The sequence below is a fragment of the Streptomyces sp. NPDC111802 genome, assembly GCF_055634335.1.
Genome location: NZ_JBVKCZ010000006.1, coordinates 145,843 through 165,582, shown reverse-complemented (window position 1 = coordinate 165,582; position 19,740 = coordinate 145,843). Strand labels below are relative to the sequence as shown.

Genomic DNA, 19,740 nt, shown 5'->3' with positions numbered 1-19,740 from the left:
CAGCTCGTTGCTCGGGCGAATACAATGCAGACAGGTTTGTATGTTTCCGAGCTGGAGATGCGAGGAGCCGGCGATGGCCCAACAGGAGAGAGGCATCAGGTCGAGACGCTCGATCCTGGAGGCCGCCGCGGCCGTGTTCGGCGAGCGCGGCTACGACGCGGCGAGCACCAACGAGATCCTCGCCAGAGCCGGTCTCACCCGGGGCGCGCTGTATCACCACTTCCCGTCGAAGGAAGCGATCGCGGCGGCGCTGGTGGAGGCGCAGGGCGAGGCCCTGGTGGTGCCGGACCAGCCGGTGAAGCTGCAGGCGGTCATCGACCTCACCCTGGAGTTCTCGCGCCGGCTGCAGACCGACGCGGTGCTGCGGGCCAGCGTGCGGCTGGCCGTCGAGCAGTCGTCCTTCTCGTCCTCGGCCCAGACCCCGTACAACCAGTCGATCACGGTCGTCGAGGACCTGCTGCGCCAGGCCGAGAAACAGGGAGAGCTGCTGCCGGGGGCGGATCTGTCGGAGGTGGCCGCGACCGTGGTCGGCGCGTTCACCGGCCTTCAGGTGATGTCACAGGCGTACAGCAACCGGCGGGACCTGCCCGCCCGGATCTCCGCGCTGTGGCGACTGGTGCTGCCGGGGCTCGCCGCGCCGGGCATGCTGCCGCGTCTGCGTACCAGCCCCGTGCCCGAGCCGGAGAAGCCCCTGGGCGGATCCGGCGAGACGGGCCGGGAATGACGTCCGGGCCCGGGTCATGGAGGTGACCCGGGCCCGGAACTCACGTGTGAAGTGGACTACGAGGGAAGGAGGTCCGCCAGATGGACTTCCCCGACCTCGCGATTGAGGTCCTCGACGAGCGCGGCGATGCGCTCCTCGTCGCGCCGGTAGTGGGTCCACTTGCCGACGCGCGTGGAGCGCACGAGGCCCGCACGTTCGAGTACGGCCATATAGGCCGAGACGGTGGACTGCGCGAGTCCGGTCTTGGCCTGGATGTGACTGACGCAGACGCCGACCGCGCGCGGGTCGGTGACGGCCGGGTTGACCGGGAAGTGATCTTCCGGTTCCCGCAGCCACTGAAGCACTTGCAGCCGCACAGGGTTGGCGAGCGCCTTGAGGGCTTCGAGCAGGGGCGCGAGGTCGCCTGTCTCAGGCGTGTCGTGTTTCGTCATGGGCCTTCCGGTGCTGACGCGGAGCCGACTGTGGATGTATCGAGGATAGTCGATACGTTACGTCGCCGTAAGCTCCAGGTCATTTCCCCAGGTCAGCGGGTATACGCCTGCTCGGCCCGGTCGCCCCGGGCCGCCCGAATCCAACTCCCCTGAGCCGAACTCCACTTGACACGACGTATCGAGGTTCTGCGATACTTCGATACGTCAGCGTCCCGCAAGGCACGGTCCGGGACCGCATGCCACTGCAACGGAGGGTTTTCACATGCCTATCGGGCTCATCGCCCTGGCACTGGGGGGCTTCGGTATCGGCCTCACGGAGTTCGGGATCGTAGGGCTGCTGCCGGAGGTGGCAGGCGACTTCGACGTCTCCGAATCGGTTGCCGGGTATCTGGTCTCCGGGTACGCGCTGAGCGTCGCCATCGGCGCCCTCGGACTGACCGCGGCGATCAGCCGCTTCGACCGCAAGAAGGTCCTGGTCGGCCTGATGACGCTGTTCATCGCGGGCAACCTGATCTCGGCCGTCGCCACGACCTACGAACTGCTGATGGTCGGCCGGATCGTCGCGGCCCTGTGCCACGGAGCCTTCTTCAGCGTCGGCGCGGTCGTCGCCTCCGACATGGTCGCCGAGAACAAGAAGGCCGGCGCCATCGCGCTCATGTTCGGCGGACTGACCGCCGCCAACGTCCTCGGTGTGCCGCTGGGCACCTTCGTCGGCCAGCAGTTCGGCTGGCGCTCGACCTTCTGGGCCATCACGGTCATCGGTGTCGTCGCCCTGGTCGGCATCCAGCTCCTGGTGCCGCAGACCACGGCGGCCGCCCGCACCGACCTGCGCGCCGAACTCGCCGTCTTCCGCCGGGGCCAGGTCTGGGTCTCCATCACGCTCAGCATCCTCGCCTTCGGCGGTGTCATCGGCGGCTACACCTACATCGCCTTCACGCTCACCGAGGTCAGCGGATTCGCCACCAGCACCGTGCCGTGGCTGCTCGTGCTGTTCGGTGCCGGCACCTTCATCGGCAACTTCGTCGGCGGCAAGGCGGCCGACAAGTCGCTCAACGCCTCCCTGATCGGCATCATGGCCGTCCTCACCGTCGTCATGGGTGTCTTCGCCCTCACCGCGGAGAGCAAGGTCGCGACGCTGATCTCGCTGCTGCTGATGGGCACCATCGGCCTGGCCACCGCGCCCGGACTCCAGGTGCGCACCATGAAGTACGCCGACGACGCGCCCACCATGGCGTCCGGTGCCAACATCGCGGCCTTCAACGTCGGCAACGCGCTCGGCGCCTGGCTCGGCGGCCTGGCCCTCGCGGCCGGGTACGGGTTCGTCTCCCCGCTGTGGGTCGGCGCGGGGCTCGCCCTGGCCGGACTGGTCGTGGTGGCGGCGGGTTCCCTCGGCGGTGGAACGGCGACTGCGAAGAATGCTTCCGCGGGCGCCGCACGCCGTACGGAAACGGTCGAGGCGGGCGTTCAGTAATTCCGTCAAGAAAAGCAGGGACGAAAGCCGCGTTGGCTTTCGGCCCTGCTTTCTTGTTTTCCTGGAATTAACGCCGACACTGACACTGAAGCTGCCCTGACCGGCATGTTTGCACTTCTCTGACATTGCTCTGCGGTTGCTTGAAGAGCCTTGAAAAACCCTGCATCGGAATCTGTTGAACCGGGTCTGTGCAGTCGGAAAGAATTATTCCGTACTTGGGAACGTGAATTCTCCGCGCCCAACGGTGAGCGCGCGCGACGTTACCGCCCAGAGAACCCGAGAGGCGATGCCTGTGTCCCGCTCTCTTTCCGATGTCCTTTCTCCCGCCGCCGGCCGGTTCCGCCCGGCCGACGACGTCCTCAGCACCAAGGACCGCATACGTGTGGCCGGGTTCTTCCCCGGCCTCGGCAGCCGCGCCTTCTACCGCAGCCTCGGCCGGGCCCTGCTGGACTCGGGCAACCCCGAGATCACCGGCATCTACCGCGAGGCCGCCCGCGCCCTGGGCTTCCCCGCCCGTCCCGACCTGCTCCTGCTGGACCCGGAGAGCCTTCCGGAGGGCAAGCTGGAGCGGCAGGGCTTCATCGGGGCGGCCCTGCTGGTGCACAGCCTCGCCCTCGACGCCTACCTGCGCGACCGGATCGCACGCAACGGCGTCCCGGTCGGCTTCGTCGCCTACACCGGCGAGAGCTTCGGCATCCTCACGGCCGCGGTGGCCGGCGGCGCCCTCTCCGTCCACGACGGTGTCCGGATCGCCCAGGCGTTCACGCCGCTGATGCTCCAGGCCGCGGGCGCCCGGAGCACCGACGAGGTGTTCGCCCGGGACATCGCCTCCTACCTCGACGAGTCCGTCCGCGACACACCCCTGGTGGGGGAGCCGTACCACGTGCTGGCGCTGAAGGCGCCGAGCCCGGAGGCCCTCGCGGCGGTGCTGGGCGGGCTGCGCGAGACGTTCCCGCTCATGGACGTGGAACTGCACAAGACATACGCGCCCACACAGGCCAACCTCTACGTCCGCTCCGGAGCCAGGGCCGAGTTCGACGCCTTCGTCGCCGCCTCCGCGGACGCGACCACCTGGGAGCTGAAGGAACCGACCGTCTTCCTCGCCCACTCCGCGCGGATGCGCCCCGCCCGCGAGGCCCTGGAGCGGTTCCTCGTCACCCGGCGGATCCGCTTCCACGAGCCGCGCGTCCCGCTGGTGTCCAACCACGACATGTCCCTGCTGACCACCGCGGACGCCGTCCGCGAAGGCGTCCTGGCCATGACGGACCAGGTCATGGCCTCCCGGGACACCTGCGAGACCCTGAACGACCTCGACGTCGACATGGTGCTGGAGCTGGGTCTGGGCGCCAAGTCGGTCCAGCTCCTACGGGACAACGATGTCGCCGCGCCCGCCATGGCGTACACGGGCAGCCACGAGGACACCGCCACGATCCTGCGGGCCGTCAACGTGGTCGGCGCCCTGATGTCCCGGCTGGAGGAGCTGTACACCACGGGGGAGGAGCTGACCCGCGACGACCACCACCTCCTTCGCGAGCTGTTCCGCCTCGCCGCCGAGAGCGACTTCTGCGACGACTACCTCTCGCGCACCCTCGGCCGGGTCATCACCGCGGAGATGCTGCGCCATGACCGGGAGGGCTCGCCCAGCTTCCACCGGCTCCTCGAGATCTTCCAGCACACGCGCGCCCACCGTGAGTACATCGCCCTCGACCGGGGTGAACTCGTCACCCGCGCACGGCTGAAGAAGCGGATCACCGCCGGTGACTCGGCGATGCTCGGTAAGGCCTACGTCGAACTCACCGTGCTGGACCGCACCGGCGAGGTCCGCGCGCGGACGCTCCACACCACCGCCCCCGAGGTCGTCGTCTTCCACTTCGGCGGACCGGCCGCCTTCGACGACAAGGTGCTGGCCCGCAGGACCCGGATGCTGCTCGACCACCAGCCGACGGCGTACGAGATCCACGACCGGATGCTCGAAGCCCTGCGCCTCGACGGCGGCATCCCCCCGGCCGGACACCGCGTCGTCCACGAGTACCTGCTGTTCCACACCCTCGCCCAGCACCGGCCGGCCCTGTTCGCACAGAGCGACCACTACCTGGAGGGCGCCGACACACCGGGCTGGCTGGCCGCCCTGGCCGTCTCCGGGGCGATCCCGCTGGCCGACGCGGTCACCCTGAGCGCCGCGCACGTCCCGGACGGCACCCTGGAGCGGATCCTGGGCGGGCTCACCGGCGCCGGGATCCCCCTGGTGTCGCCCGAGGGCGTGCCGATCCAGTCCCGCAAGGACCTGGCCGACGCCACCCGCGCCGTGCTCCGCGACGGCGCCCTCGGCACGGGGGTGCGGCGGATCCACCTCAACGGCAACTGCCAGATCGTCGCCCTCGGTTCGGAGCCGGCCGTGACCGACGTGGACACCGGGTCGTACGCCACCCATGTCGTCGCCGTCACGGAACCGGCCGAGGCCTGGAAGAAGCGCGTCAACCCCGCCCTCGACGCGTTCGAGTACGCCTGCGTCCTCGCCCTGACCGAGGAGAACGAACGCGTCCTGGCCAACGCCCGCAGCCGCCGGGTGCTCTCCAGCACCGTCCACGCCTACATCGGCATCGACGAGACGATCGTCAGCTTCGGGCAGGGCGGCAGCGAGTCCATGACCGTCTTCGTCAGGAAGGAGGGCGAGGAGCACATCACGGTCCGGAAGATCCTCAGCGAGGCGCTGACGACCGCGCGCTGGAACCCGGAGGGCGACGGCGTGATGCTCCCGCCGTTCGCCAAGGCCCGTAAGCAGGCCGAGTTCCTGCAGGCCCTGCCCGAGCCGGTGCGCGGCTACTTCCCCGAGGTCTTCACCGTCCTGGAGCGGGAGGTGCCGGTCCCGTCCGGGCTGCGGCAGGCCGACCGGCAGGTCGACCGTGAGGTCATCTACGAGATGAGCTATGTCGCGGGAGAGGAGGTCAGCCGGTACGTCGAGAAGCACACCCCGCCGCCCGCCGTGGTCGCCCGGCTCTACGAGCAGATCATCCGGGTGCTCAACGAGAACGTGCACAGCGTCGGCCGGGTGCCGGCGCCCGGTGAGACGCTGGACATCTCCTACTTCCGCAAGATCGAGGACCGCCTGGACCTGTGCCGCCGTACCGCCCCGCGGACGTTCCACGCGCGGCTCCTCGACACCGAGCGCATCGTCGTCAACGGCGTCTCCTACCTCAACCACGGGGCCCTGCTGAAGCGTTTCCGCGGGACCCCCGAGTTCGCCGAGATCCTCGAACCGGCCTACCACTCGCTCGTCATGGGCGACACCAACACCGAGAACATCAAGATCAGCGACACCGAGCCCCTGCGGCACGCCCAGCGGCTGATCGAGTCCGGGGCGCCGCGGGAGGACGTGGACGCGGCTCTCGCGGCCATCACGCCCGCCGCGCTCGGCATCAAGTTCCTCGACCCCCGGGCCATCGGCTTCAAGAGCGAGGGCAAGGACACCCGCGACGACGCGATGTACGACAACAAGCCCTGGCACAACTCGATCGGCCACTACGACGAGATCCACTTCGAGCAGTTCACCCTGAACGTCGAGGCCGGCGAGGGGCTCACCCCCGCCGTCGACATCGCCTTCCTGCCGGGCAACCCGTACCAGAAGGCGTACCGGGTGCGGGACGTGATCGCGAACGGGGGCGCCGTCGACACCGGGGCGCCGCAGGGCATGGAGGACCACTTCGCCGGCGTGATGACGGCGGCGCTGGGGCTCGACGACCCCGACTCGCCCTATCTGCGGGACGACCCGTACTGGCTGATCCGGTTCGTGTTCATGATGGGCCAGCACTTCACGGCCATGCCGCCCTTCCACTTCCAGAAGGAACTGGACGGCACCCTCGTGGACACCTACCAGACCCAGCGCCGCCCGGTCGCCATCTACTGCGAGGGCATCAAGTGGCTGAACTGGGCCCTGCAGATGCTGGAAGGCACCAGGACCGAGTTCCTCGGCCTCGCGGTACCGCCGCTGCCCCACCTGGACGACTGAGGCCCCGCCCCCCTCCGAGGTCGCCGGGCAGGTAATCCCCCGGCCTGCCCGGCGACCTCCCCCCTCCCGCAGCCTCAACTCCCTGACAAGGAGACCCGTATGACTTCCGCCGTGTTCCCGGTCCCGGTGGACGGCCTGCACCACCTGTCCCACGAGACCCGCGTCATCGCCACCCCGTGGAGCCGCATGGTCCGCGGCACCGGCCTGGGCCAGTACCCCGTCGCCTACGACGCCGAGGCCGCCGCCCGCATCCGGCACACCTTCGGCCTGCTCGCCGCCAAGGGTGTCGACGACGCCTACACCCGCTTCTCCCACCTGCTGGCCGACTTCGCCCTGAACGTCGCCGACCCCGGCCGCGACCTGCGCCGCCCCGACCTCGAACGCGACCTCGCCCCGATCCTGGACGCCGTACGGGCCGAGCGGAACCCGTACTTCAGGGTCATGGCCGGCTGCATCCTGATGGACGCCTTCGCCAAGCTGCGCCTGGACCGGTCCCTGCTGGTCAACTCGGTGACCGACTTCGCCGCCGAGACCCTGGCCGTCGCCGACACCATCGAGCCGGACCGGATCAAGGACGAGAACGCCGGACGCCACGGCCACTACGAGAAGCTGTCCGCCTACTCGGCCGTCTTCCTCGCCTTCGGCCAACTCGGCCTGAAGGACCGGCTGGTGATCGGGCGGCGCAACTACGTCCGGGAGGCGCTGGGGCTGCTGGAGAAGATCCCGGCGCCGTTCTTCCGCGGGCGCGGCGGGTCCATGCTGCTGTCAGTGATCTCGCTGCTCGGCCACGAGCGGTTCATGGCCGACGACGGCCGGGACTTCGTCAAGGAGGTCCTCTCCTACCTCGACCGCGCGGACGAACTGAACCTGCCCCCCGCGTTCCCGCAGCCCATGTCCGAGAGCTTCGTCCGGATCTACCCGCTGCTGACCATGCTGAACGCCGTCGCCATGACCGGCCGGGCCGAGGAGTACCTGACCCACGGCCGGGACCGGCTGGCGGAGGCGAAGGAGCTGATGTCCCGCATCACCCCGGTCGAGCGCACCCATATGGGCCTCTACTACCTCATGGCCCTGCACAATCTCGGCCGCCTGGAGGACCAGGTGCCGGACCTGAACGCCTTCGTCGAGGACGTCGTGGGCCAGTGGGTGCACATCGATCCCGGGGCGAACTACTTCCTGAACGGGATCGCGTACGCCTATGTCACCCAGACCGCCATGCTCACCGGCCGTATGGACCTGATCGGCACCAAGATGCTGGAGCGGCTGGTGGACGGCTTCCCCGACCTGGACCGCACCGACGACGACCGCGTCAACCGCCCCTACCCGTTCGCCTACACGCTCAACGTGCTGGGCGAGATCGGCGCGGCACACCTGCTGTTCGAACCCAGGGACGCCTACGCCGGCGCCACGCCCGTCGAGTGGGTCGTCGACCGGCTCTCCCCGGGAGGGCGCGCGGAACACCGGCTGTACATGCTGAACCACGCCCTGGTCAGCTACGCCCTGCGCCTGCGCGGAGCGGGACGGGGCGAGACACCGCTGTTCCGGGAGGCCACCTTCGCGGCGGGGACCAGGAACAGGGCCCGGGAATAAACGGAGGCAATCTCCTGTTAGACCTGTCCGGCCAGTACGACGCACGCATCAGGAGGCACCAGTGGCGGCAGACGAGATCCGAGGCGAGGCACAGGGCAGCGCCCCCGTCCCCCTTTCCGTGCTGGACCTGGTCATGGTCAGCTCCGGCCGCACCGCCACCGACGCCCTGCGCACCAGCGTCAAGCTGGCGCGTCTGGCGGAGTCCCGTGGCTTCCACCGCTACTGGATCGCCGAGCACCACTCCATGCCCGGCGTCGCCTCCTCGTCCCCGGCCGTGATCCTCGCCCATCTGGCCGCCCACACGGACCGCGTGCGTCTCGGCTCCGGCGGCGTGATGCTCCCCAACCACGCCCCGCTGATCATCGCGGAGCAGTTCGGCACCCTGGAGGCCATGGCCCCCGGCCGCATCGACCTGGGCCTGGGGCGCGCCCCCGGCACGGACGGCGCCACCGCGGCCGCCCTGCGCCGGACCGACCACCTCAACGAAGGCGCCGACGACTTCCCCGAGCAGCTCGCCGAGCTCACCCGCTTCCTGGACGACGACTTCCCGGACGGCCACCCCTACCGCCGTATCCACGCCGTCCCCGGCCCGATCCAGGCCACCTCGCCGGGCGGCGTCCAGTCCCCGCACCGCCCGCCGATCTGGCTGCTCGGCTCGTCCGGCTTCAGCGCCCGGCTGGCCGGCATGCTCGGCCTGCCGTTCGCCTTCGCGCACCACTTCTCGGCCCGGAACACCATCCCGGCCCTGGACCTGTACCGGGAGTCCTTCCGGCCGTCCGCCGTCCTCGACCGGCCCTACGCCCTCATCGGCGTCTCCGCGCTCGCCACCGACGAGGAGAGAGAGGCCCGCCGCCAGGTCATGGCCGGCGCCCTCAGCATGATCCGGCTGCGCACCGGCCGCCCCGGCCTGATCCCCACCCCCGAGGAGACCGAGGCCCACCAGTTCACTTCGCTGGAGCGCGAGTTCGCCGACTCCTGGCTCGCCGACGTCGTCCACGGCACCCCCGACGAGGTCCGCGCCGGTCTCGACGACCTCCAGAAGCGCACCGGAGCCGACGAGTTGATGATCACGAGCAACGCGCCCGGCATGGACGTACGGCTGCGCTCGTTCGAACTCATCGCGGACGCCTACGGGTTGCCGACCGCCTGACCGGACGGCTCAGACCCGCACACCCAGCAACTCGGAGATCCGATCCGGCGGCACCGGCCGTGAGTACAGCCATCCCTGGCCGGTGTCGCAGCCGATCCGGCGCAGCCGCGAGGCCTGCGCCAGCGTCTCCACGCACTCCGCGGTGACCGTCAGACCCAGCCGGTGGGCGAGCTGGATCATCGCCTCGACCACGACCTCGTCGGCCGGGTTCGGCGGGACGGCCGCGCTGTTGTCGCTCTCGTACTGGAAGCCCCGTACGAAGGATCCGTCCAGCTTCAGGACCGAGACCGGCAGCCGGCTCAGGTACGCCAGATTCGAGTAGCCCGTGCCGAAGTCGTCGATGGCGATGCGCACGCCCATGTCGCTGAGCGCCTGGAGGTCCTGCAGCGGCCGGCCTCCCGAGCCCATCACCGCCGACTCGGTCAGCTCCAACTGAAGAAGATGCGGGTCGAGTTGTGTCTCGTCGAGGATGCCGGCCACATCCGCCACCAGGTCGGAGTCCCAGACCTGACGCACCGCCACATTCACGCTCACGAAGATCGGCGGCTCGTCGGGGTGCGCCAACTGCCAGGCACGCGCCTGACGGCAGGCGGTCGCCAGGATCCAGCGGCCGAGCGGCACGATGGAGCCGTCCTCCTCGGCCAGTCCGATGAACCGATTCGGCGCCAGTACGCCGAACTGAGGATGATTCCAGCGGACAAGCGCCTCGACGCCGCTCAGCCGACCGTCCTCCATGCCCACCAACGGCTGGTACTCCAGGGCGAACTCACCGCGTTCGATGGCCGCACGGAGGGTGGCGGCGAGGGCCTGCCGGGTGATGAGGTGGGCGTTGCGCTCCGGGTCGAACAGCGTCCAGCGATCCTTGCCGTCGGCCTTCGCCCAGTACAGCGTGGTGTCGGCGGCCTGCATCAGGGCGGTCGGGGTGGTGCCGGCCGCGTGGCGTTCGACGACGCCGATCGAGGCCGACACCGACAGGCGCCGGCCGGAGATGTCGAAGGGGGCGCGCAGCGCTTCGAGCACCGACTCGGCGAGGTCGGCCAGTTGTTCGGTGCCGGTCGAGTCCTCGATCAGCAGGGCGAACTCGTCACCGCCGAGCCGGGCCACCAGCGGCGGGCTCGACCGGGCGTACCCCGCCTGCTCGGCGCAGGCCGTGAGGCGCTCGGCCACGGCGGCCAGCAGCTTGTCGCCGACCCGGTGGCCGAGGGTGTCGTTGATCGCCTTGAAGCCGTCAAGGTCCAGATAACACAGGCCGATTCGGCCGGTGGTGCCGCTCTCCGCGTACGACTCCACCTCCAGTGCCGTCGACAGTCGCTCGAAGAACAGTGTGCGGTTGGGCAGCAGGGTCACCGGGTCGTGCATCTGCAAGTGCCGCAGCCGCGCCTGGAGTTCGCGGTGGGCGCTGATGTCGGCCACGGAGAGCAGCAGGCCCTCGGACTCGTCACCGGGCAGCGGCGCGATGGTGACCTGGACCCACAGGGAGTGTCCCTCGGGGTGCTTGAGACGGCGGGTGCAGCGCAGTTCGGCCTGGCGGCCGCGCAGCACCTCGCGGTACGTGTGCCAGGTGCGGGCGTCGGAGGCGAGGTCCATCAGGTCGGCGGCGACGGCTCCGGTCAGGTCCGCCGGGGTCGTACCGAGCAGGCCGGCGAAGCTGGGGTTGGCGCCGGCCACCAGGCCGTCGCGGTCGACCACGGCCATCGCCAGGGGCGCGGCACGGAAGGCGGACGAGTAGGGCGGCGCCCCGGTACCGGGCGATGGCTGTAGGTTACTCTCTGTGACGGCCGGCCCGATGAGGTCTGCCGCGGGCGTCGGCCCTTCGGACGTTCCGCTCACCGCTCGCTCCCGCAGTGCACTCGATCTTCGGATGGGTCTCATCGGAATGGCCGGCCGGGTGGATGGGGGATGGGTCCCGGGCCGCGTCCGTGCAGGAAAGTGTCAGGAAAGTGTGCCGATCATAGAGGCTGCTCCCGGGCCCTTCCACCTACTGTTCAGTCTTCCCACGCGACGCGTGCTTCTGACAGATCGTTTCTGCTCGCACATGGACGGCTTCTTCGAGCCCACGACCACTTGTGACGTTCCGTGAGCGAATCGGGGGTGTCGGCCCTGACGAGCCCCCGGACCACTCACCCGTCCGGTGCAGCAGAACAGGACGTAGTACGACAATCCGACACAGGCTGGGTGCGGTGTCCCGCGAACCGCTCCCGGAGGTCCACGTGCCGCGTCAGTTCCCCCTGTTCCGTGGGCTGAGCCTGCTGCGGGACCGGTCGCGACTGCGCAGTACCGCCGCCGTGTTCACCACGATGTCGGCGCTCGCCGCGACCTCGCTGGTCGTGGGCCCCTCGGTCGCCGAACCGTTCGACTCGGGGCCCTGTGCCCTCGAACGCACCGACGCCCACCACTCCGAGGGCCTGGACACCTGGAACGCCGCCTATCCGCGCCCGACCCGCAAGCTCGACGCGGTCATGGTGTTCCTGTCCTTCCCGGACTCCGCCCCGCAGACGACCCCCGCCGAACTGACGGCCGACCACTTCCCGGCCACGACCCGCTTCTTCGAACGTGCCTCCTACGGCAGATTCACCCTGCGCCCGCATCCACTGCGCCACTGGCTGCGCATGCCGCGCCCGTCGACGGCGTACGCCATACAGCGCGACTGGCGGGTCGAGGACCGGGCCGCCTACCTCCGTGACGCGCTCGCCGTGGCCGACCGCCAGGTGGACTTCTCCCGCTACGACATCGTCTACTTCGTCGCCGACCCGGACGCGCCCGGCGTCGACTCGGACGCCACGAAGGTGGTCAACCTGGACGCCCCGCTGCGTGCCGACGGCACGGACATCCGGCGTGTCGTCACCGTGTTCGAGAACCATCCGCCCGACCGGCTGGTCCTCGCGCACGAGACCGGCCATGTCTTCGACCTGCCGGACCTGTACCACCGTCCGGTGGACGGCAAGGGCGACTGGGACACCTACGTCGGCGACTGGGACCTCATGGGCAGCCAGTTCGGCATGGCACCGGATCTGTTCGGCTGGCACAAGTGGAAGCTGGGGTGGCTGGAGCCGCGGCAGGTGGTGTGTGTGCAGGGGGCGGGGACCGGGTCCGCGCGGCTGACACTGGAGCCGCTTTCGGCGGGGGAGGGGGGTCGGGTGCGGACGGGGGCGGGGACGGGGACGGGGACGGGGACGGGGACGGCTGGGGCGGGGGCCTTGGGGTCCTACAGGCCCTATGGTTCGGACCCTGCTCGGGGCTCGGGTGGTGCGGATGGCTCGGACGGTACGTATGGCTCGGACGGTACGTATGGCTCGGGTGGTGCGTATGGCTCGGGTGGTGCGGATGGCTCGGATGGTGTGTACGGCTCGGACGGTGTGTACGGCTCGGATCGTGCTCGCGGCCCCAGCGGGGCCGTGCCGGGGTTCGGGCTGGGCAACGGCATCAAGCTCGCCGTCGTGCGCACCGGTCCGGAGAGTGCCCTGGCCTTCGAGGTGCGCGGTGCGGTGGGCAACGATGCGGAGACCTGCCGGCAGGGGGTGCTGGTGTACCGGGTACGCAGCGAGGCGGAGTCCGGGGGCGGGCCGGTCGAGGTGATCGACGCCCATCCGCGCAGCGAGGCCTGCTGGGAGGACTCCGTGTATCCACCGCTCGCGGACGCGCCGGTCGGGCTCGGCGAGAGCTTCACGGTGCCGGGGGAGGGTGTCCGGGTGGAGGTGGAGGGGCGGACGGCTTCGGGGGCGTGGACGGTGAAGATCACGACGGCGGGTGGTGCGGGGATCGGGATGTCGTAGACGCCGGGCGCACGGTTCGGCGGGTATGCGAAAAGCCCCTCGCTTTCACGAGAGGCTTTCACTGTCTGTGCGCCGCCAGGGACTCGAACCCCGGACCCGCTGATTAAGAGTCAGCTGCTCTAACCAACTGAGCTAGCGGCGCCTGCTGACGTCGTAGACCTTAGCACCCTGATCCGGGTCGGGAAAAATCGATATCCGAACGGCCGCGCGAACCGCCCGCACGGCCGCCCAGAGCAGCACCTCGGGGCCCGGTAACCAGGGCGTACGGGTGTCCGGGGCGACCAGCCAGCGGGAGCCGGTGGGTGTCGCGGACGGCGGCTCGACGTCCGTCGGCGCGGGGACGGTGACGGCGTCGCCGGTGCCGTGGCAGAGGAGGGGCGGGATGCCGTCCGTGCGGCCGAACTCCTCCCAGCGCAGCAGTGAGGGCAGCCGATGGGCCGTGCCCGGCGCGGCGAACATCAGGATCCGCCCGCGGAAGGCGGCGACCGGTCCGGATCCCGGGCCCTCGTGCCAGAGCTGGTCCAGCATCCGGCGACCGAAGATCGCGGGGGTGCTGACGACATCGAAGACGGAGCCGCAGGGCAGGACCACCGGAGCCTGCGGGCGTTCCGCCCAGAGGGTGAGCGTGCTGCGCGGATACGTTCCTGCCGAGGCGAGCCAGGCGGCGCCGTCGGGGGTGACGCCGGAGGCGTCGGGGAAGAGGTCGTCCCATGTGCTGCTCATGACGGATACATGTACCGGGAGTGAGCGGGCGATCCCCGAGGGTTGCCGAAAAGCCGGACAGGAGGGGGTGGGAGCGGGTATCTTGCCCGCCTGGCATATGCCATCAGGTGTGTGGGAGTGCCAAGGGGCTCACACCGGGTCGACGTGTCCCCGCCCCTCGACCCCTCGCATCAGATCCCTGCCGAACTCGACCATCTTCTTGGCGTAGTCCTCGGTCCACTCGGCCTGCTCGGCGATGTCGGCGGGCGTCAGCCGGTCGAACCGCCGGGGGTCGGCCAGCTGTGCGGCCGCGATGGCCTGGAACTCCACCGCACGGTCCGTCGCCGCCCGGAAGGCCTGCGTCAGCTCGGTCGCCCGCGCCAGCAGCGCACGCGGGTCGTCGATCGACTCCAGGTCGAAGAAGTGCTCCGGGTCGGCGGCCACCTGCGCGGGCTCGAAGAGCAGGGGCGCGGGGCGTAGCCGCGGTTCGTTCCGGCGCGGCGTGGGCTCCGCCATGTGTTTTCTCCTCCTCGTACGTAACCGGTCCACCGTCCATTGTCCCGCGCCCGCGCAAGTGGGCGTCGGGACAGGTCAACCGGGGGTGGTCAAGGACGTGTGGTCAGGGACCTGTGGTCAGGGGCAGCCCTTGATCAGCCGGGCCGCCAGGCCACCCGATGTTCCGCGAGTCGGACCAGCACGGCATGGTTCGCCTCCCACCCGTCAGGGCTGTATTCATTGGCCGCCTCCGGCGGCGTGCCGGACTCCGTCCGGCGGGTGGGGGCGGTGCGGTGGGTGTCGTTGGTGTGTGGGCTGTGGCCGGTCATGGGCGCCAGGCCACCCGGTGTTCGGCGAGTCGGGCCAGCACGGCGTGATTCGCCTCCCACCCGTCAGGAAACTTCACCACCGTCCCCAACTGCACCGGCTCCGTCGACGGATAGTCGTCCAGGAGGTCGCTCACGCCGGCCCGGCAGACCACGATGCACGCGTGCCGGTGGCGGGAGGCGAGGACGCACAGGCGGCCGGTCTCCAGGTGGAAGGCGGTGGCGTCGGGGCGGCCGGAGAGAGGGTGCAGGACCACGGTCACGTCGTACTCGCGGCCCTGGAGACGGTTGGCCGTGTCCACGGTGACGTCGGGCACGCCCAGCTCGGCCAGGGCCGCCCGGACCGCCGCCGCCTGGTCCCGGTGGGCCGTGCCGACCGCGATCCGGTCGGCGGTCAGGGGCGCGGGATCGGGTGCGCGCTCCGACGTCGCCGCTCCGCCCCGGTCGAGCAGGCGCCGTACGACCGCCGCCACCGCGCGTACCGCCTCGGGATCCGTGCGCGGGGTGTGCCGGGCGGGCAGCTCCAGCAGTCCCCAGCCCGACTCCGCCGCCTCGTCGATCACCCGGTCCGGGCCGGAGCCGTCCGACGGGACCGCGAAGGTGAGCCGGCGGTCGTCGTGGCCGGTGCCGCTGCGGAACGGCGTGTAGGGGTAGAAGGCGGCGGACACGAGCGGCGCGGCGGAGGCGGGCAGGCGCCAGGAGACCGGCAGACGGTGCTGGGGCAGGTCGGGGTTGTGGGCCAGAAGGGTGGTGACGGCGGAGGCCGAGGGGTCGTACGACAGCCCGGCCCACTGCTCGCTGCCCACGATCGCGAACGGGTCCAGCTGACCCGGATCGCCCACGAACAGCGCCCGCTCGAACAGCCCCGCCACGGCGAGCAGCGAGTCCGAGCGCATCTGGTACGCCTCGTCGACGATCGCGTGCCGCCACGGCTCGTCGACCTTCACATGCCCCCACTTCGCCGCCGTGGACAGGACGACCGACAGGCCCGCGAGGTCGGCCGCCTTCGCCGACTTGCGTACGTTCGGCAGGTCGTCCAGCGCCTTGTCGTACGGGTCGGTGTCACTGCTGTGCAGGCGCCCCACCGGCAGCTCGGGGTTCTTCTCGGCGAGCCTGAGCACCAGGTCGTCGACCTGCGCGTTGGTCTGCGCGACGATCATCAAGGGGCGCCCGGCCTCCGCGAGTTCGAGCGCGGCACGCACGACGAGCGTGGACTTGCCGGCGCCGGGCGGGGAGTCGACGACGACGCCGCGCGCGGTGCCGTGCAGGGTGTCGGCGAGGATCGCGCCGGTGGCCTCGGCCGCCGCGGCACCGGGGTCGAACACGGCGGTCACAGCACGTCCTCCTCGGTCTGCTGATCGGCGGCCTCGGAGATCTGCTCCCCGGGCGGCCCGCCGTGCGTCCAGGGCGTCTGCTCCGGCTCGGGCAGCTTCGCCCCGCCCCGCTGCTCGTGCTCGAACAACGTGAAGCAGACCAGGTCGCCCTTCTCCGGCACCGATCCCTCCTCGGGCTCCTTGCCGCGGCCCATCTTGTCGAGCACCCGCAGCACCAGCAGCACGCTTCCGTCCTCGTCGAGGGCGCCGTCATGGCCGACGAACTCCGCCGACTGGGGCTTCCCGCCCAGCGACCGGTACACCTTGGCCCGCTCGCCCAGATGCGGCCGGTCGTCCGTGCGGACGGTGACCAGGGGGCGCGGACTCGGCCGCTTGCCCTCGCTGTACGCCATCACGACATCGGTGACCTCGCCCGCGAACGCCTCTCCGGCCAGCCGCCGCCCCGCCATCACCAGCGGATCGTCGAGTGCCTCCTGGGCCTCCAGACGGGCCTGTTCGCGTTCGCGCGCGGCGAGCTTGTTCGCGGCGGTGACCGCGTCGTCGCGGCGCGGCTGCGGAGGTTCACCGGCGAGGACGCGGTCGCGGTGGCCGGTGAACGACCAGCGGTCGCGAGTCCACCGCTCCTCGACCCGCGCGGCCTCCGGCAGCTCCCGCAACCGGTCGAGGCCCCGCCACACCGCGTCCCAGGTGGGCCGGGTCCGGCTCTCGACGAGGGCGCGGATCTCCCGCTCGGCGGCGCTGAGGTCACCGAGCCGGTCGTCGGCCTCCAGGCCGTCCTCGGCGGCGGCGAGGGCGGTACGGGCGCGGTCGTAGCGCTCGACGGCGGGGGCGAGCAGCTTGTTGTCGAACGCCGGGTCGGTGGCCGGACCGGCCGGCGGGCACAGCAGCTGGCCGTCCCGGTCCCGAGCGAGCTCCGCCCGCAGGGCCGCCTCGGCACCCGTCTCGCCGTCCGGCGGGTCGATCCAGGCGAGCAGGGCGCCGAGGTGCTGGTCCTCCAGCGTGGACTGGCCGGTCGCCCAGTGCCGGGCCAGTACGTCCGTCATGGCCAGCAGCAGCGAGGAGCCGGGCACGCGGGCCCGCTCGCCGAGGTGCGTCAGCCAGCGCCCGAGCAACGGCACGCGCGGGGGCGCCGGGTAGGGGGTCTCCGGGTCCTGCTCCGCCGTACGCCGAAAGCGCATGGAGCGGCCCAGCAGCCGTACGAAATCGATACCCGCGCGGCTCGGCACGATCAACTGCGGGGCGTCCGCGCACAGTTCGACCTCGACCTTGACCCGCTTGCCGGTCTCCGGATCGGTCTCGCTGCGCTCGGCGGCCTCCACGGCCTCGGCGTGGGCGTCGATGTACGGCAGGACGACGTCCGCCAGCTCGGACAGGAACGTGAACCTGAGGTCCCGGTCGCGCGGCTGCGGTACGACCAGCAGATGCGGGGCGTCCCGGTCCGTGCCGACCAGCGCGCCCAGCGGGGCGCCGGCCTCACCGGCGGTCGTCAGGGGCACGAAGACGAGCGGCCGGTCGGACAGGTGCCGGTGGCGGACGGTCGCGGCGGGCTGGGCGCGGCCGGTGCTGACGGCTTCGAGGCGGGCCAGGGTGGAGATCAGCGACACGCGGCCACCGCCTCCTGGCCGAGGGCCTCCGCGCGCAGCCGTGCCGCCCTGCGCAGGGCCGCCACCGCCGGGTCGGCCGGGTCGCCGGACTCGCCGCGGGCCGCCGACAGCACGTCCTCGACCGTGGTCAGACCGCCCAGCTCGGCCCGCACCGAGCGGCCCAGCGACGTCACCGCGCCGGACGCGCGGGAGCGGGCACGGCAGTGGAAGGCCAGCTCGCAGGCGGACAGGCATTCGGGCGCGTATGTCGCCGGGACCGACTCGACGGCGGCCGTCAGGTCGGCCGAGGGCAGCTCGGGGGCGAAGCAGGTGCCGGCGGGGAGTGTGTCGGCGATGTCCTCGATGCGAGTGAGGCGGGCCAACTGGCGGGCGGTCACCGCGCGCTGCTTGCGCACGTCGACGGCCGAGGCGGTGGGGAGGTTGGAGAAGTCCTTGGGGCAGACGAGGAGGATCCGGTGGCGCACGCGCGGGGCGGACTCCAGCCGGGCGGCGACCTCCTCCAGCGCCAGCACGTACACCGCCGCCTGCCGCGCGGCGGCGCCGACCTTCGCCGGATCCGCCGAACCGTCCAGCATCGGGAAGGACTTGATCTCCACGACCGTCCAGCTGCCGTCCGGGTGCACCACCACGGCGTCCGGCTCCAGGAAGGCGGGCGAACCGGCGACGTCCAGCGCGAGCATCGGATGGTCCAGCAGCGTCCACTCGCCGTGCGCCTCGGTGGCCTCGCGCAGCGCCAGTGCCGTACGGGCCGTGCGGCCCTCGGGGCCGATCGCGGCGAGCTCGGGCACGCGGGCGTGGGCGGGCGGTTCGGCGGCGCGGTCCAGCTTCTCGCGGACCAGCCGCAGCAGCTCCGCTCCGCCGTCGGCCTTGACCTTGGCCTCGAAGGCGTTCCCGCGCGTGAAGGCGAACTGCGACTGACCGAAGACCGCCGGCGAGCCCAGCGCGCTCGCCAGCGCCGCCTTGTTCACCCCGGCGCCGTCCAGGATCGCGCGCCGCTTGCAGCCGGGGTTGGCGGCGAGGGCGGCCAAGGCGCGCGCGTCCAGCGCCTTGGCGGGTACCTCGGGACCGCGCAGCTCAGCGAGCCGGTGCCGGAGCGCCGTCCCCCGCGTCCTGGGGAGAGGCACTCGGCTCGGCTCCGGATTCGAACCGGGACTGGCGCTGCCGTGGAATTCGCTCACCCGCGGAAGTCTGGCATCCGCCACTGACAATTGAGGAAGGAGTGTCGCCGGAGCCGACCAGGACGGGCACGCCGGCGCCGCTCGCGCCGGTGCCGGCGGAGGCCGTGACGGGCGTGGCGCCCAGCCCGAACCGCGTCCGCAACCGGTCCATGGCCCGCATGACGTACGGCGCCAGCAGGAACCCGGCGCCCATCACGGCGGCGCCCGCGACCGCGTCGAGGAAGTAGTGGTTGGCGGTGCCCATCACCACGATCGTGGTGATCAGCGGGTAGCCGACGGCGGCCGCCTTCGTCAGCCGCGTCCCGCCGTACCGCCACAGCATCACCCCGCACCACAGCGCCCAGCCGACGTGCAGGCTCGGCATCGCGGCGTACTGGTTGGTCATGCCGCCCAGGCCCTTGGGCGCGCTCGCGTCGCCGGCCCACCAGCCGTACGAGCTGTACTGGGCCATCGTGTCGACGAAGCCGTGGCCGTCGGCGAGCAGCCTGGGCGGGCAGGTGGGCAGCAGGGTGAAGCCGATCAGGCCGATGAAGGTCGACGTCATCAGCCAGGTGCGGGCCGCGCGGTAGTGCACGGCGCGGGACCTGAAGATCCAGACCAGGAGCACGGGCGTGACCAGGTAGTGCAGCGACGCGTACCAGAAGTCGGCCGGGACGCCGAGCCAGGGTTCGCGGGTGAAGAGCCGGTTGAGGGGGTGCTCCGCGTTGAGGTTCAGGGCCTTCTCGATGTCCAGGATCGCCAGGCCGTGGTCGACGGCGGCACGGACATCGCCCCGGGCGAGCAGTCGGCCCGCCGAGTAGCAGGCGTAGACGAGCAGTATCAGCGGCAGCTCGGTCCACCAGCGCAGGTGGGTCCGCGGCGTCGCCTCCACGCCAGCTGTCTCGGCGTGCGGCATCCGATCGCCTCCCCCTTCTGTCAGCGCCCGGTTGACCGGTCGTACCACTTTACGGTGTATG

At 71.1% G+C, this 19,740-nt stretch carries 15 protein-coding genes and 1 tRNA gene; 6 read left to right on the top strand and 10 right to left on the bottom strand.

Features of this window, described 5'->3' with window-relative positions; all coding sequences use genetic code 11:
• Nucleotides 1-73 precede the first annotated feature (73 nt).
• Nucleotides 74-724 (top strand): ScbR family autoregulator-binding transcription factor, encoded by a 651-nt coding sequence (locus ACZ7NC_RS08425; RefSeq protein ID WP_471486081.1) that lies wholly within the window; start codon nt 74-76, stop codon nt 722-724.
• A gap of 56 nt (nt 725-780) precedes the next feature.
• Here ACZ7NC_RS08425 and ACZ7NC_RS08420 read toward each other — a convergent pair whose 3' ends face one another.
• Nucleotides 781-1,155, bottom strand: coding sequence for an ArsR/SmtB family transcription factor (locus ACZ7NC_RS08420; protein WP_471486079.1), 375 nt, complete (start codon nt 1,153-1,155; stop codon nt 781-783).
• 262 nt (nt 1,156-1,417) lie between these two features.
• Between ACZ7NC_RS08420 and ACZ7NC_RS08415 the strand changes: the two genes are divergently transcribed.
• The 4 genes from ACZ7NC_RS08415 (at nt 1,418) to ACZ7NC_RS08400 (ending at nt 9,372) form a co-directional block, all read left to right on the top strand.
• Complete coding sequence (locus ACZ7NC_RS08415; protein WP_471486077.1) at nt 1,418-2,626, top strand: MFS transporter; 1,209 nt, start codon at nt 1,418-1,420, stop codon at nt 2,624-2,626.
• 292 nt (nt 2,627-2,918) lie between these two features.
• On the top strand, nt 2,919-6,632 hold the full coding sequence (locus ACZ7NC_RS08410) for an ACP S-malonyltransferase (RefSeq protein ID WP_471486075.1): 3,714 nt from the start codon (nt 2,919-2,921) through the stop codon (nt 6,630-6,632).
• Nucleotides 6,633-6,731: 99 nt separating this feature from the next.
• Nucleotides 6,732-8,222 (top strand): hypothetical protein, encoded by a 1,491-nt coding sequence (locus ACZ7NC_RS08405; RefSeq protein WP_471486073.1) that lies wholly within the window; start codon nt 6,732-6,734, stop codon nt 8,220-8,222.
• Between the two features lie 61 nt (nt 8,223-8,283).
• Nucleotides 8,284-9,372, top strand: coding sequence for an LLM class flavin-dependent oxidoreductase (locus ACZ7NC_RS08400; RefSeq protein WP_471486071.1), 1,089 nt, complete (start codon nt 8,284-8,286; stop codon nt 9,370-9,372).
• A gap of 9 nt (nt 9,373-9,381) precedes the next feature.
• On the opposite strand, the gene ACZ7NC_RS08395 is transcribed toward ACZ7NC_RS08400, so the two are convergent.
• The gene (locus tag ACZ7NC_RS08395) at nt 9,382-11,202 is read right to left on the bottom strand and encodes a putative bifunctional diguanylate cyclase/phosphodiesterase (protein ID WP_471486070.1); all 1,821 of its coding nucleotides are present in this window, start codon (nt 11,200-11,202) and stop codon (nt 9,382-9,384) included.
• 350 nt (nt 11,203-11,552) lie between these two features.
• Between ACZ7NC_RS08395 and ACZ7NC_RS08390 the strand changes: the two genes are divergently transcribed.
• Complete coding sequence (locus ACZ7NC_RS08390; protein ID WP_471486069.1) at nt 11,553-13,145, top strand: M6 family metalloprotease domain-containing protein; 1,593 nt, start codon at nt 11,553-11,555, stop codon at nt 13,143-13,145.
• A 68-nt stretch (nt 13,146-13,213) separates the two neighbouring features.
• Here the strand turns inward: ACZ7NC_RS08390 and ACZ7NC_RS08385 are convergent.
• The 8 genes from ACZ7NC_RS08385 to ACZ7NC_RS08350 form a co-directional block, all read right to left on the bottom strand.
• Nucleotides 13,214-13,287: transfer RNA gene (locus tag ACZ7NC_RS08385), tRNA-Lys, on the bottom strand.
• On the bottom strand, nt 13,278-13,868 hold the full coding sequence (locus tag ACZ7NC_RS08380; RefSeq protein WP_471486067.1) for a bifunctional DNA primase/polymerase: 591 nt from the start codon (nt 13,866-13,868) through the stop codon (nt 13,278-13,280). The genes ACZ7NC_RS08385 and ACZ7NC_RS08380 overlap by 10 nt, the downstream gene beginning before the upstream one ends.
• A 129-nt stretch (nt 13,869-13,997) precedes the next feature.
• A complete protein-coding gene (locus ACZ7NC_RS08375; RefSeq protein WP_471486065.1) occupies nt 13,998-14,363 on the bottom strand; it encodes a hypothetical protein in 366 nt (121 codons plus the stop codon).
• A gap of 134 nt (nt 14,364-14,497) precedes the next feature.
• Nucleotides 14,498-14,671: a hypothetical protein gene (locus tag ACZ7NC_RS08370; protein WP_471486063.1), complete on the bottom strand. Its 174-nt coding sequence runs from the start codon at nt 14,669-14,671 to the stop codon at nt 14,498-14,500.
• On the bottom strand, nt 14,668-16,002 hold the full coding sequence (locus ACZ7NC_RS08365) for an AAA domain-containing protein (protein WP_471486061.1): 1,335 nt from the start codon (nt 16,000-16,002) through the stop codon (nt 14,668-14,670). Before ACZ7NC_RS08365 ends, ACZ7NC_RS08370 begins: the two co-directional genes overlap by 4 nt.
• Nucleotides 15,999-17,606, bottom strand: a complete 1,608-nt coding sequence (locus ACZ7NC_RS08360) for a hypothetical protein (protein ID WP_471486059.1) — start codon at nt 17,604-17,606, stop codon at nt 15,999-16,001. Before ACZ7NC_RS08360 ends, ACZ7NC_RS08365 begins: the two co-directional genes overlap by 4 nt.
• Nucleotides 17,597-18,730 (bottom strand): hypothetical protein, encoded by a 1,134-nt coding sequence (locus ACZ7NC_RS08355; protein ID WP_471486057.1) that lies wholly within the window; start codon nt 18,728-18,730, stop codon nt 17,597-17,599. Before ACZ7NC_RS08355 ends, ACZ7NC_RS08360 begins: the two co-directional genes overlap by 10 nt.
• Nucleotides 18,681-19,679 (bottom strand): phosphatase PAP2 family protein, encoded by a 999-nt coding sequence (locus ACZ7NC_RS08350; RefSeq protein WP_471486055.1) that lies wholly within the window; start codon nt 19,677-19,679, stop codon nt 18,681-18,683. Before ACZ7NC_RS08350 ends, ACZ7NC_RS08355 begins: the two co-directional genes overlap by 50 nt.
• Nucleotides 19,680-19,740 lie beyond the last annotated feature (61 nt).